This window comes from Streptomyces sp. NPDC020801, assembly GCF_044334385.1.
Classification (GTDB): Bacteria; Actinomycetota; Actinomycetes; order Streptomycetales; family Streptomycetaceae; genus Streptomyces.
Genome location: NZ_JBIRST010000006.1, coordinates 41670 through 55435 on the forward strand (window position 1 = coordinate 41670; position 13766 = coordinate 55435).

Here is a 13766-nt window from a genome sequence, read left to right on the forward strand (position 1 = left end):
TGGGGTTTGTGCGGGTTGCCGAGGGACCGGCCGCGGGGTGTTCGTGTGTTCCTCCGAGCAGGCGGTGCGGGTCCTACTCCGTCGTGTACTCCTCCACCACCGTGGCGCCCAGCTCCCGCACGATCAGCTCGTGGCCGGAGAGGGCCGACTCGTCGAGGTCCGGGTCGTCGTCCTCGGGAATGTCGTCCTCGGGGGCGACCGGGGTGGGCTCGGGCGCGGCGGGCCGGTGTGCGGGGGCCGTCGCGGACGCGGGGCCCGCGGGCGCGCCACCGGCCGCCGCGGACGAGTGGGCCGGGGGCGCGTTGGGCGCGGGGGCCGGAGCGGGGGACTGAGGGGCCGCCGCCGTACGCGGCGCGGCCGCACCTCCGCCGTAGCCGCCCCCGCCGCCGTAGCCGCCGCCTCCGCCATGGCCGCCGGCGACCGGGGGCGCCGAGCCACCGCCCGCCGGGTCCACGATCGCCTCGATCTTCCACTGGACGCCGAACTGCTCGGTCAGCGCCTGGCGCAGCACGTCCTCGCTGCCGCTGCTCGCGAAGTTGTCGCGGGCGCCGGCGTTGACGAAGCCGAGTTGGAGGGTGGTGCCGTCGAAGCCGGTGACCTGGGCGTTCTGGCTGAGCAGGATCCAAGTGAAGCGGCGGCGGTTCTTCACCGCCTCCAGAATGTTCGGCCAGAGCGTGCGGGGGTCCAGGCCGCCGGCCGCGGGGCCCGGCGCAGCGGGCGAGGCGGCAGGCGCCGGCTGGGCCGCCGGCCGCGCGGGGGCCGGCGCGCTCGGCGCGGCCGGTGCCTGCCCGCCGCCCGGAGCCGCCGCGGTGGGCCACCCACCGGGCCGCCGGCCACTGCCCACGGTGGCCGTGGTGGGCCAGGCACCAGGGGCGGCGGCAGGTGCTGCTCCGGTGGCCGGGGCGGCGGATGCGGGCGCGGAGGCGGCGGGCGGCTCCTCGGGGCGGTCTGCCCCGGGGGTGGTGCCGGGCGGCGCGGAGGGACCGGACGGCGCGGGGGCGCTCCCCGGTCCGTTCGCACCGCCCTGCCCCGGACCGGCACCGTGCCCCGGACCACCGCCGGACACCGTGGACTCCGCAGGAGCCTCCACCCCGGAAACCGCGGGCACACCCGCGGGCCCCGGCACACCCGGGGTCCCTGCCGGACCCGGCGTACCCGAAGCCCGTACCGCCGCCCGGGCGGCCGCCGCCCCGCCGCCCGGTCCCACCACCGGAGCCTGCGACGCCACCGGAGCCTGCGGAACCGCCGAGACCGGCGCACCCACGCAGCCCCCGGTCACCGCCGCACCGCCGTGGGCCTCCGGGCCCGGCACGTACCCCATCGCGGGCGCACCCGCTCCCGCGGAGAAGCTCACGCCCCGCTCGAGCCGGTCGAGGCGGGCCATGACCGACCGCTCGTCGCCGTAGGCGGCGGGCAGCAGCACGCGGGCACAGATCAGTTCGAGCTGGAGGCGGGGCGAGGTGGCGCCGCGCATCTCGGTCAGCCCCTGGTTGACGAGGTCGGCGGCGCGGCTCAGCTCGGCGGTGCCGAAGGAACGCGCCTGGGCCTGCATCCGCTCGACGACGTCGGCGGGGGCGTCGATGAGTCCCTTCTCGGCGGCGTCCGGGACGGCGGCCAGGATCACCAGGTCCCGCAGCCGCTCCAGCAGGTCGGCGACGAAACGGCGAGGGTCGTTGCCGCCCTCGATCACACGGTCGACCACCTCGAAGGCGCCGGAGCCGTCCCCGGAGGCGAAGGCCTCGACGACGGAGTCGAGCAGCGAGCTCTCGGTGTACCCGAGGAGCGAGGTGGCCATGGCATAGGTCACACCTTCCTCGCCCGCTCCGGCGAGCAGCTGGTCCATGACGGACATGGAGTCACGCACGGACCCGGCGCCGGCGCGCACGACGAGCTGCAGCACCCCGTCCTCGACGGGGATCTCCTCCTTCTGGCACACCTCGCCGAGGTAGTCCCGCAGGGTGCCCGGCGGCACCAGCCGGAAGGGATAGTGGTGGGTGCGCGAGCGGATGGTCCCGATGACCTTCTCGGGCTCGGTGGTGGCGAAGATGAACTTCAGGTGCTCCGGCGGTTCCTCGACCACCTTCAGCAGCGCGTTGAAACCGGCCGACGTGACCATGTGGGCCTCGTCGATGATGTAGATCTTGTACCGGCTGCGGGCGGGCCCGAAGAAGGCCTTCTCCCGCAGGTCACGGGCATCGTCCACACCACCGTGCGAAGCGGCGTCGATCTCGATGACGTCGATGGAACCCGGCCCGTTGCGGGCGAGGTCGCGGCACGAGTCGCACTCGCCGCACGGTGTGGGCGTGGGCCCCTTGTCGCAGTTCAGGCAGCGGGCCAGAATGCGCGCGCTGGTCGTCTTGCCGCATCCGCGCGGACCGCTGAACAGGTACGCGTGATTGACCCGGTTGTTCCGCAGCGCCTGCTGCAGCGGGTCGGTGACATGCTCCTGCCCGATGACCTCGGCAAAGGACTCCGGGCGGTAGCGGCGGTACAGCGCGAGAGACGACACGCATACGAGGTTATAGGCGCCCACCGACAACGGGCCCGGCCCGCGAACGGGAGCCGGAGGAACAGGAGCCGCAGAAACGTGACCGGGAACGCAGGCGCCCCCCACGCACCCGCCAGAGCCAACCTACCCTTGCTGCCTTCCGGCCCTGGGGGAGTTCAGTCAGATAGCGCCGCGTGAGGGGCTGCCGAAAGACTACCCGATCCCGGGGGCCGGGAACGAGTTCGCGAGCACTCCTCTCGGTCATGTAATGTTTCCGGCGGAGGATTCGCCTAGAGGCCTAGGGCGCACGCTTGGAAAGCGTGTTGGGGGCAACCCCTCACGAGTTCGAATCTCGTATCCTCCGCAGCCGCCCAGCAAGGGCAGACGCAAGGCCCCGACCGTTCGCCGGTCGGGGCCTTGCGTCGTACTCGGGGCCTTCGCCGTACTCGGTCTCGCGCCGAATCCCATCCCGCTTCCGATGCCGGTTTCCCGTCCCGCATCCGGCGCCGCTTCCGGCGCCGCTTCCGGTCCCGCTCTCCGGCGCGTCGGTGCGTCGGCCGGGCTCGGCCCGGGAGTGTTATGAAGGGTACGTGAAGGTGCCTTTCGGGCGATATCGGACTCGGTTGCGTGATCCGCACGCCGGACGCTCGCGCGGTCGGAGCCTGCTCCTGCTCGACCGCCGCACCTCGGCCGGGCAGGTGTTCCTTCTCCAGGTCGTGATCGTGCTGCTGCTGGTCCTGGCCGCGGTGGCGGCCCTGGTGATCCAGGCTGCGCGCGACGCTCTGCGGCAGGGACGGCGGGAGTCCGTCGTCGCGGCCCAGTCGTTCGCGAGCGCCCCCGGGGTGGCCCGGGCCCTGCAGAGCCCCGACCCGACCGCGCTGCTGCAGCCGCGGGCCGAGGAGGCCCGCAGGAAGGCGGGCGTGGACTTCGTCGTCGCCATGAGCACCCAGGGGATCCGGTACACCTATCCCTATCCGCGCGAGATCGGGAAGAAGTTCGTCGGCACCATCGAACCGGCCCTGCACGGGCGTACCGTCGTGGAACAGGCCGGTGGACCGCCCCTGCCGGCCGGACGTGGTACGGACGTGCAGGCCGTGGTCCCGGTGACCGACGCGCGCGGCAGGATCGTCGGGCTGGTCTCCGCCGGGCTCACGGTCAAGAACGTGGCGCGGCTGTGGGTGCCGCAGCTGCCGATCGCCCTCGGCACCGGCGCGGCCGCGCTGCTGCTGGCCGGGGCCGGGACGACACTGGTGGCCCGGCGGCTTCTGCGGCAGACGCACGGCCTGGCCCCGGCGGAGCTCGCGGAGATGTACGAGCACCACGACGCCGTTCTGCACGCGGTGCGCGAAGGTGTGCTCATCACCGACTCCGAGGGGCGTCTGGTGCTGGCCAACGACGAGGCGCGGCGGCTGCTCGGTCTGCCGGAGGACGCCCGGGGCTCCCCCGTGCAGGAGCTGGGGCTGCCGGAGCAGATCACGCGGCTGCTCGCGTCACGGGAGGCGATCACCGACGAGGTGCATCTGGCGGAGGACCGGCTGCTGGCGGTGAACAAGCGGCCCACCTTCCCGGACCGGGGCCGGGGCGGCAGCGTGGTGACCTTGCGCGACACCACGGAGCTGGCGGCGGTGTCGGGGCGGGCCGAGATGGCGCGGGAGCGGCTGAAGCTGCTGTACGAGGCCGGAACGCGGATCGGGACGACGCTGGATGTGCGGTGCACGGCCCAGGAGCTGTCCGAGGCGGCGGTGCCGCGGTTCGCCGACGTCGTCACGGTGGATCTGCTGGACTCGGTGCTGCGCGGGGGGGGAGCCGACGGCGGAGGGATGGCGGCGGCTGCGGCGGGCGGCGATCGGTGGCGAGCAGGGGATGATGCCGCTGTATCCGCTGGACGAAGTGATCACCTTCTCGCCGGGGACCCCGCAGATGCTGGCGATGCGGCAGGGGCGGGGTGTGCTGGAGGCGGACCTGCGGCAGGCGCGCGGCTGGCGCGAGCAGGATCCGGACCGGGCCCGCAGGGCGCTGGAACGCGGGATGCACTCGCTGGTGACCGTGCCGCTGCGGGCGCGGAGCATGTCGCTGGGCGTGGCGAACTTCTACCGGACGAGGAACTCCCCGGCGTTCGAGCCGGAGGACCTGTCCTTCGCGGAGGAGCTGGCCGCGCGGGCGGCGGTGGCCGTGGACAACGCCCGGCGGTTCACCCGCGAGCACGCGATGGCGGTGACGCTGCAGCGCAGCCTGCTCCCACGGGGGCAGCCGGAGCAGGACGCGCTGGAGGTGGCCTGGCGCTATCTGCCGGCCGAGGCGGGGGTGGGCGGGGACTGGTTCGACGTCATCCCGCTGCCGGGCGCGCGGGTGGCGCTGGTGATGGGCGACGTCGTCGGTCACGGGCTGCACGCGGCGGCGACGATGGGGCGGCTGCGCACCGCCGTGCACAACTTCTCCACGCTGGACCTCCCCGTGGACGAGGTGCTCGGGAACCTGGACGACCTGGTCGCCCGCATGGACGACGAGGAGAGCGTCGGCGAGGCCGCCGAGAGCCACGAGGGGGAGGGGGTGACGGGGGCGACGTGTCTGTACGCGATCTACGAGCCGGCGACCGGAGCGTGCACCATCGCCAGCGCGGGACATCCCAGCCCGGTCGTGGTCCTGCCGGACGGCACCGTCTGGTGCCCCGACGTGCCCGCCTCGGCCCCGCTCGGACTGGGCGGCTACCCCTTCGAAACGGCCGAGCTGCACCTGCCGGAGGGCTCGCAACTGGTGCTGTACACCAACGGCCTGGTGAAGGACCGCACCCGCGACCTCGACGTGGGTCTCGACGCGCTGCGCTCGGCACTGGCCGGAGCCGGAGGGCGTGCCCCGGACGAGACGTGCCAGGCGGTGATCGATGCCGTGAAGCCGGCGCACCCCGCCGACGACATCGCGCTGCTGGTGGCGCGCACCCGGCTGTTCGCGGGTTCGCACGTGGCCGAGTGGGAGGTGCCGGCGGACCCGGCGGTGGTGCCCTCGGTGCGCGGCCGGTGCAGGGAGCAGCTGCGGAAGTGGGGGCTGGAGGAGGTCGGCTTCACCACGGAACTGATCCTCAGCGAGCTGGTCACGAACGCGATCCGCTACGGTTCGCCGCCGGTCGGCGTCCGTCTGCTGTACGGGCGTTGCCTGATCTGCGAAGTGGCGGACGCCAGCAGCACCTCGCCGCGGATGCGGCGGGCGGCGACCATGGACGAGGGCGGCCGGGGGCTGTTCCTCGTGGCGCAGTACGCCCAGCACTGGGGAACGCGGTACACGCCCCGCGGCAAGGTCATCTGGGCCGAACAGACGCTGCACGACGGCGTGTCCGCCGCCCCGGCCCACACCCCGGTCGACATCCTCCTCGAGCAGTTCGGCGACCCCACGATGTGACCCCGGGCAGCCGCCCCCGGCGTCGTTGCGGCGGGCCGCGGGTTCCCTCCTGTGATGCCGCGATTACGCCGCATTGAGGAGCGTGTCGTAGGGTGGCCGTCGTATTAACTGACTGATTCCATACCGGTGTTGATGGTTGGTCCGCGCTGCGCGCCGTGTGTCCGAGCTGCTTGACCGAGAGGACTCCGATGCCCGAAAGCCCGACTTACGCAGTGCGTTCGGAGCCCGGTCGGGTGACGGCCACGAACTCGTCACGTAACAGACACGCAAGACCCCCGGCTCAGGACAAGCCGACGAATTCGGCCATTCGCTCCCACATGGTTCGCGTCGCCGTGTTTCCCGCGGCCCTCATGGCGGTCCTCGCCACCGTTGTCGTCCTCTTCGTCCTGCGCACCCAGGAGGGCACCGCCGACGCGGCGACCTGGGCCGTGCTCACCAGCGGCGCCGTACTCGGCTGCGGTGTGCTGGCCGGTGCCGCGCGCGCCGGCCGCGCCGAGGAGCGGGAGACGTCGCGGCGGTACGCGGCGCTGCGCCAGGTGGTCACCACCGGCCAGGCCGAACTGCAGGAGGTGCTGCGGCGGCTGGAGCAGGGCGAGCAGGTGGAGCAGCTGCCGTTCACCCAGCACGCCCCGCCCCCGGCGGACGTCCTCGGCCGGCTCGCCTACGAGCTGAGCGTCGGCATGTGGCAGGCGCGGACGGCGCTGGTGCAGACGGCACAGTCCTCCCGCGCGGTCGCGCCGGACAGCGAGGAGAAGGTCGAGGTCTTCGTCAACCTCGCCCGCCGGCTGCAGTCGCTCGTGCACCGTGCCATCAACATGCTCGACCAGCTCGAGAACGAGGTCGAGGACCCGGAACTGCTCAAGGGACTCTTCCACGTCGACCACCTGGCCACCCGCATCCGCCGCCACGCGGAGAACGTCGCCGTGCTCGGCGGCTCGGTCTCCCGCCGGCAGTGGACCCGCCCGGTGACCCTGACCGAGGTCCTGCGTTCCTCGATCGCCGAGGTCGAGCACTACTCGCGGGTGAAGCTGGTGCCGCCGATCGAGGGCACGCTGCGCGGCCACGCCGTCGCCGACGTCATCCACCTGCTGGCCGAACTGGTCGAGAACGCGACGATGTTCTCCGAGCCCCAGACCCAGGTCCTGCTGCGCGCCCAGCGGGTGACCGCCGGGCTGGCCATCGAGGTCGAGGACCGCGGCCTGGGGATGCCGCTGCAGGAACAGGCACGGATCAACGCGCTGCTCGCCGAGCCGGACCACATCGACCTCGGCAAGCTGCTCGCCGACGGCCGCATCGGCCTGTACGTGGTCTCCGCGCTGGCCCGCCGCCACGGCATCGCGGTCCGGCTGCAGACCAACATCTACGGCGGTACGCAGGCCGTCCTGGTCGTCCCGCGCGGCCTGATCGGCGACGAGCCGGCCGAGCCCTCCGCGCAGCCGGCCACCGAGGCGCCCCGGCCGGCCCCGGTCCCCGCGGCCCAGGCCCCCGCGACCCAGGTCGCCCCGGCCCATTACCAGCCCGCGCCCGCGCATTCGGCCCAGGCCGCCGCGGGCGCCCCCCGTCCCGCCCAGGCCACCGCGGCGCACTACCAGGCCCCCCAAGCGGCCCCGGCCCAGCCCGTGACCACGCAGTCGGCGCCGCGCCAGCCGCTGCCGCCGGCCCGGACCGTGTCCACGTCGGCGCCGGCGCCGGTGTCCGCGCCGGCGCAGCAGCACGCCCGGGGCGCGGAGGCGACGGCACCGCACGGCCACGCGTCCGCGCACGGCGCCGCCCACGGAGCCACGCACGGCCCCGCCCACGGGTCTCTCCACGGCGCCGGGCCCGGCGCCGCCCAGGGGTCCCACCTCGACAGCGGCTCCCGGGACGAGCGGCCCCGGCTGCCGCAGCGGCGCGCCCAGGAGCACCTGGTGCCGGAGCTCCGCAACGGTCCCGTCCCGCGCCAGGCCGAGGACCGGGAGGTCGAGCACGACCCGGGACTGATGGCCAGCTTCCGCCGCGGTGTCGGCCTCGCCGACACCGAACCCGACGGTCCCCCCACCGACAGCACTCGCTGACCTCAGGCCCGTATTCGTAACAAGGAGAAGAACGCCACCGTGAGCGACATGCATGCCGGCCAGCCCAAGAACCTGGACTGGCTCCTGGCCGGACTCGTCCAGAGGGTCCCCCACACCCGCAGCGCGCTGCTGCTGTCTTCCGACGGACTCGCGAAGGCCTTCGACGGGCTCGAGACGGCAACCGAAGCAGAACACCTGGCCGCCCTCGCGTCCGGACTCCACTCGCTCGCCCGCAGCGCGGGCATGCAGTTCGCGCAGGGGTCCGACGTACGGCAGGTGGTGGTCGAGCTGGACACCGCGCTGCTGTTCGTGTGCGCGGCCGGCTCCGGCGCCTGCCTGGCCGTACTGGCCGACCGGGAGGCCGACGCGGCCGTGCTCGGCTACGAGATGGCCATGCTGGTCAGGAGTGTCCGCCCGTACCTCGCCACCCCGGCCCGGCAGCAGCCGGCCGGTGCGTCGATGGACCCGAGGCGCTGAGGATGACGGACGCGGAGGACGGGTCGTGGCTCGATGACGAGGCCGGGCGATTAGTACGGCCCTACGCCGTCAGCAACGGCCGCACCCGGCCCTCGGCCCACTTCGACCTCCTCACCCTGGTGATGGCCACCGGCAACCGGCCGCAGACCTATCTCGGCCCCGACTACGACCAGGTGCTGGCGCTGTGCGACGCGCCCGTCTCGGTCGCCGAGGTGGCCGCCCATCTGCGGTTGCCGGCCGTGATCACCAAAGTTCTGCTCTCCGACCTCGTGACGCACAAGGCGCTCACCACCCGGGCGCCGCGTGCCGTCGAGGCGGCCTCCCCGACCGACCGAAACCTCCTGGAGGCGGTGCTGCGTGGCCTTCGCAAGCGGCTCTGACCCCTTCCCCACCGCCCTGAAGATCCTCATCGCCGGGGGCTTCGGGGTCGGCAAGACCACGTTCGTCGGAGCGGTCAGCGAGATCGAGCCGCTGAGCACCGAGGAGCTGCTGACCCAGGTCAGCGCCCGCACGGACAGCCTGGTGGGCATCGAGGACAAGTCGACGACGACCGTGGCGATGGACTTCGGCCGCATCACGCTGGACCAGGACCACGTGCTGTACCTGTTCGGCACGCCCGGGCAGGAGCGGTTCTGGTTCATGTGGGACGAGCTGTCCAACGGGGCGCTGGGCGCCGTGGTGCTCGCGGACACCCGCAGACTGGACCACTGCTTCGCCGCCGTCGACTTCTTCGAACGGCGCGGCATCGCCTTCATCGTGGCCGTCAACGAGTTCGACGGCGCCTATCACTACGAGTCCGAAGAGATCCGCACGGCCCTGGACCTCAAGCCCGACGTACCCGTCGTGATGTGCGACGCGCGGCAGTGCAACTCCGGAACCGGCGTGTTGATCGCCCTCGTCCAGCACCTGCTCACCTCGACTCCCGGCACCTCGCCCGTGGAGCCCGACCCGTCGCGCTGAGCCGGCTCGGCGCGACCGAATGGAGCCTGCATGTCAGCCCCGGTTCCCTACGACCACCAGTACGACCCGACCAGCCACCTGCTGCTGACCCCCGAGGACCGGGACGCACCCGCCCGGGTGGCCAGACTGCGCGAACTCGGCATCGGGGACGCGCCCGTCCCGGAGTTCGACGAGTTCGCGCGCAACCTGGCGCACGTCACCGGCGCGCCGTTCTCGATGGTCAACTTCATCGACGAGAACCGCCAGTACTTCGCCGGCCTCTACGCGGCCGGACGGCCGGGGGTGCAGCTGGACGCGGCGCCGCAGCAGCAGAACCAGGTCGGCCGGACCATGACGCGCGACCAGGGCTACTGCCCGCATGTCGTCGTGCGCAAGAAGGCGCTGGTGCTGGAGGACGTCTGCGACTACCCGCGGTTCGCCGGGAACCGGGTCGTGGACGAGATCGGCATCCGCTCGTACATGGGCGCGCCACTGATCGACTGGAAGACGGGAACGGCCCTGGGCACGATCTGTGTCGTGGACACGGACACCCATCCGTGGGGGCGGGAGGGCCTGGCGACCATCAAGTCGCTGGCGCAGCAACTGGTCGACCGGATTCGTGAGCTGGAGGACCGGGGCGGGTTCTGAGCGGACCCGGGCGGCTCGCCCCGTGCCGGGCGAGGAGCGTGGACCAGATGCGGGAGCCGCGGGCACGGCGTTGTGTCCGTGGCTCCCTGTCGTTCAGCCGGCGCGGCCGACCGTCTCCAGCTGCTCCTCCCGGGCCTGCGGCCAAACGGTCCGGACCAGGCCGGACAGCCGCTCGGACCACTGGCCCCTGGCCGTGCCGAGGGCGACCTCGCCCAGTCGCAGCAGCTGGATGTCGGAGGTGCCGGCGGGCGCGTAGACGTGGTGGGCGTCGCGCAGATAGCGCTCGACCGGGCGGTCGGTGAACAGGCCGCTCGCGGCGTGGATCTCCATGGCGTCGCGCGCCGAGTCGACGGCGGACTCGTGGTTGAGCAACTTGGCGTTCATCAACTCGGCGTCGCACGGCAGCCCCTGGTCGAGCAGGTGCACGGCGTGGTAGGCGGCCAGCCGGGCCGTCATCAGCCGTGACTTCATCCTGCCCAGCTTGAGCTTGATGCTGTTGAGCTCGCCCAGCGGTGCGCCGTACCGCTCGCGCTCGATGCACAGGGCGGTGGTCTCCTCGAAGACGGCCTGGTGGATGCCGAGCGAGACGGCGGTCAGGTTGGGCCGGCCGTAGAGCACGCTCGACGAGTAGGCGACGGCCAGGCCCTGGCCCTCCTCGCCGAGCCGGTTCGCCGCCGGCACCCGGCAGTTGTCGAAGATCAGCTCGCCGAAACTGAAGCCGTGCAGCCCCATGGCGGGGCGCAGCTCGCCGAGCGAGAAGCCGGGGCGGTCGGACTCGACGAGGAAGGCGGACAGTCCCCTGGACCCCTCACCGGTGCGCACGACCACCCCGTGCAGGTCGCCGACGTGGCTGTTGCCGACGAAGACCTTGCGGCCGTTGAGGACGTAGTCTTCGCCGTCGCGGACGGCGGTGCTGCCCATGCCCAGGACATGACCGCCCGACTCCGGCTCGGTGACGGCGATCGTCGGCAGGCACTCGCCCGCGGCGATCCGCGGCAGCCACGTTCTCTTCTGCAGCGGGCTGCCGAAGTGGATGATCTTGGCGACTCCGAGCTGGGAGGCCTGCACCATGGCCCCCATGGCCCCGCTCACGCGGGCCAGTTCCTCGATGGTGATGGTCTTGGCCCGGTGCCCGGCCCCCATCCCGCCGTACTCCTTGCCGATGGTCACACCGATCCAGCCCTGCCGGGCGATGAGCCCGGACAACTCGTGCGCCACGGTTCGCGAAGTCTCCATCTCCGCTATCCGCGGACGCACCTCCCGCTCGGCGAACTCGCGCACGCGACCCCGCAGGTCCTCGTGCCATCCACTGGTGAAATAGCGTTCCACAACCCCTCCTGCACGCTGCCTCCGAGTCCGGCCGGATCCGGAGGTCGTTCGTCGGCAGTGGTTCTCGCCCGGGCTGTCCGCCCGCAACAGTGTCTACTTATCGATCCATCTCAGCCAAGATCGCCTTCCGATGTTGGCCGAAACACGGCATCTTGCGATCTGTCTCAACTGCACGTTATGGAACGGCAGTTGCGTCACCCGCACACACTACGGAGAGATACCGCTCAAGCCTGGACACGCTCTGTCGCTTACCAACACCTGGCCTGCCCACCAGGCAATTGCCCGGCGGCCAGGCAGTGGCATCCGGCGACAACCGGTCACGTTCCGTCTGGCCGATAAGGGGCCGGTTCCAGCACATCCAGGACGTCCACCGGCGCAGATCGGCCATCGCCGTGCGCCGGCGCGCCCCGGTGGGCCCGGCGGCGGCACTACGATCCCCGGTCATGGACTGGCTCGAACGGGCGGCGGGGCTCAGGCAGTGGAGCAGGAGCGGGACCCGCGGATGCGGGAACTGGTGCTGACCGCCTACGAGTACCGGTGCGCCTTCTGCGGCTACGACGGCCGGATCGGCGCGGTGCCCGTCGGGCTGGAGGCCGCCCATGTGCGGTGGTGGGCGTTCGGCGGCCCGGACGCCGTCGACAACGGGATGTGCCTGTGCTCGTTGCACCACAGGCTCTTCGTCAAGGGCGTCCTGGGCGTCGGCGACGGTCACCGCGTCCTCGTGTCGCAGCGCTTCGCCGGCAGCAGTCCCGCCGCCCGCGACCACGTCCTCGCCCTCGCCGGCCGGCCGCTCACCGGCCCCCGGCCGGGCACCCGTCCGGTCGCCGCCGACCACCGCTCCTGGCACACCAGCCAGGTCTTCCACGGCGCCCCGCGCCCCGCCACCGCCGCCTGACCGGCCCCCGGAGGATCACCGGGACGACGACGGGCGCGTGGAGGAGTGCGACGACGAAAACGACGGGCGCGAGGAGAAGCGCGACGACGAAGACGGCGACGGAGCAGACGAAGCCGGACGGCGTACGGAAGACGGGGGAGAGGACGGTGCCGTGTCGTCCGTGAGGGCGTCCGGTGGCGCGACCCGGCCCAGGCGGTGCCGCGGAGACGTCCGGCGCGGTGGTCGGGTGAGGGTGATCTGGCGTACGACCTGCTGGAAGCAGGCCAGGGAAGCCAGGCCCGGCAGGGCGGCCGCCGAGGCGTCGACGATGGTCTTGGGCGCCTGGACGACGCACAGCAGCATCGCGATGGACGAGAAGAGCAGCACCACGCACCAGGAGTGGACGGCGCGGCGCTGGTGCAGGGCGGCCCGCAGCACGGACAGCGAGGCGACCAGCCAGGGGCCGTAGACCAGCAGGGGCCACCAGGACGCGACGCCGTTCTCCATACGCGCGACGGCCACGATGCGGAGGGGATCGTAGGCAACCATTCCGCCGAAGAAACTCACCGTGGAGGCGATCACCGCGGCCAGCGCGGCAATGAGATGGCTGGCGGTGCGGATACCGGACAGGGGTCTGCGTTCCCGGACCTTTCGATGGCCGCGGGAGACCTCTCTGATGGGCGGGAGTTCCGCCGTGATCTCCTGCAGGTTCTCCAGGGTGGAACCGGGGTCGGACGCGGCGGCCGAAGGCTCTTCGCGGACCATCGGGATATGCGGCCGCTGAGCCTCCTCCATCGCGTCCTGAAGCATGAAGGCCAATTCCTCGGCGGGGTCCCAGGCCGAGTCGGGTGGCACCAGGGGAGCCGAGAAGAAGGGGTTCGGGGCACGGTGCCGACCGGTGCCGGCCTCGTGGTACTCGTTCGAGTCACTCGGATAATCGCCCGAATAGTCGGTGGAATATCCAGAACGGCGGTCAATACGTTCGTCGTACATGCCGCGACCCGACTATTCCGCTCCCGAGAAGGCGGGCCGGCCCGCCGCACGGACCCAGCGGCGGGCGAGATCGGCCTCCAGCGCGCTCATCGAGTCCAGGAAATCCCGCAGCAGTGGCTCGGTCACCTTCAGCGGGACCGGAAGTCCGCCCCTGGTCAGGGTGCCGCTGATGCTGACCGGCGAGTGCACCGGGGCGGGAAAGTAGGTGTAGGGGCCCAGCGCCACCGCGCGTCCGGCACTCGCGTCCTCCCGGTCTCGATCCCCGAGCAGACGTGCGTACCCTTCCCTGGTTGCCTTAGTCATATCCCGACTAACGCCGCCCAACTTCCCCGGATGCGCGGCAAACGGGTGAAGGAATTCCCCGACCAGCCGTATATGTGCGATCGGATGTTTCGTCCGTCTAGCCGACGAGATGGGCGGCCGCGCAGGGCGGCCGGAGCGCGCCCCTCACTCGGCCGGGGCCGAGAGCTCCTCGGGAATCGGGTCGACGACCTGAAACGGGCGAGAGTTGCGCTGCAGCACGTCTACCATATGCCGACGACGACGCAATTCCGCGGTATCGACCCGCCAC

9 protein-coding genes, 1 tRNA gene, 1 other RNA gene and 2 pseudogenes are annotated in these 13766 nt (G+C 72.3%); 8 read left to right on the plus strand and 5 right to left on the minus strand.

Going from position 1 to position 13766, the window contains the following annotated elements:
• Positions 1-73 precede the first annotated feature (73 nt).
• Both ACH4UM_RS14310 and ffs read right to left on the minus strand, forming a co-directional pair.
• Positions 74-2509, minus strand: a complete 2436-nt coding sequence (locus ACH4UM_RS14310; RefSeq protein WP_398177796.1) for a DNA polymerase III subunit gamma and tau — start codon at positions 2507-2509, stop codon at positions 74-76.
• 90 nt (positions 2510-2599) lie between these two features.
• An RNA gene (gene ffs, locus ACH4UM_RS14315) (signal recognition particle sRNA small type) lies at positions 2600-2694 on the minus strand.
• A 73-nt stretch (positions 2695-2767) separates the two neighbouring features.
• Between ffs and ACH4UM_RS14320 the strand changes: the two genes are divergently transcribed.
• The 7 genes and pseudogenes from ACH4UM_RS14320 to ACH4UM_RS14350 all read left to right on the plus strand — a co-directional run bounded on the left by ACH4UM_RS14320 (position 2768) and on the right by ACH4UM_RS14350 (position 9999).
• A tRNA-Ser gene (locus ACH4UM_RS14320) sits at positions 2768-2852 on the plus strand.
• Positions 2853-3156: 304 nt separating this feature from the next.
• Positions 3157-5881: pseudogene (locus ACH4UM_RS14325) on the plus strand (SpoIIE family protein phosphatase).
• 317 nt (positions 5882-6198) lie between these two features.
• Complete coding sequence (locus tag ACH4UM_RS14330) at positions 6199-7935, plus strand: sensor histidine kinase (protein ID WP_398177799.1); 1737 nt, start codon at positions 6199-6201, stop codon at positions 7933-7935.
• 48 nt (positions 7936-7983) lie between these two features.
• Entirely contained in the window at positions 7984-8412 is a 429-nt protein-coding gene (locus ACH4UM_RS14335; RefSeq protein ID WP_398178631.1) for a roadblock/LC7 domain-containing protein, read from the plus strand.
• Positions 8413-8414: 2 nt separating this feature from the next.
• The gene (locus ACH4UM_RS14340; protein ID WP_398177802.1) at positions 8415-8792 is read left to right on the plus strand and encodes a DUF742 domain-containing protein; all 378 of its coding nucleotides are present in this window, start codon (positions 8415-8417) and stop codon (positions 8790-8792) included.
• The gene (locus ACH4UM_RS14345; RefSeq protein ID WP_398177805.1) at positions 8770-9372 is read left to right on the plus strand and encodes a GTP-binding protein; all 603 of its coding nucleotides are present in this window, start codon (positions 8770-8772) and stop codon (positions 9370-9372) included. The genes ACH4UM_RS14340 and ACH4UM_RS14345 overlap by 23 nt, the downstream gene beginning before the upstream one ends.
• 30 nt (positions 9373-9402) lie before the next feature.
• Entirely contained in the window at positions 9403-9999 is a 597-nt protein-coding gene (locus tag ACH4UM_RS14350) for a GAF domain-containing protein (RefSeq protein WP_398177808.1), read from the plus strand.
• Between the two features lie 93 nt (positions 10000-10092).
• Here ACH4UM_RS14350 and ACH4UM_RS14355 read toward each other — a convergent pair whose 3' ends face one another.
• Entirely contained in the window at positions 10093-11328 is a 1236-nt protein-coding gene (locus ACH4UM_RS14355; RefSeq protein WP_398177810.1) for an acyl-CoA dehydrogenase family protein, read from the minus strand.
• 484 nt (positions 11329-11812) lie between these two features.
• On the opposite strand from ACH4UM_RS14355, the pseudogene ACH4UM_RS14360 reads away from it, so the two are divergent.
• A pseudogene (locus tag ACH4UM_RS14360) lies at positions 11813-12223 on the plus strand (HNH endonuclease); the annotation flags it as partial.
• 15 nt (positions 12224-12238) lie between these two features.
• On the opposite strand, the gene ACH4UM_RS14365 reads toward ACH4UM_RS14360, so the two are convergent.
• On the minus strand, positions 12239-13195 hold the full coding sequence (locus tag ACH4UM_RS14365) for a DUF2637 domain-containing protein (RefSeq protein WP_398177813.1): 957 nt from the start codon (positions 13193-13195) through the stop codon (positions 12239-12241).
• Positions 13196-13207: 12 nt separating this feature from the next.
• Positions 13208-13498 (minus strand): hypothetical protein, encoded by a 291-nt coding sequence (locus ACH4UM_RS14370; RefSeq protein ID WP_398177815.1) that lies wholly within the window; start codon positions 13496-13498, stop codon positions 13208-13210.
• Positions 13499-13766 lie beyond the last annotated feature (268 nt).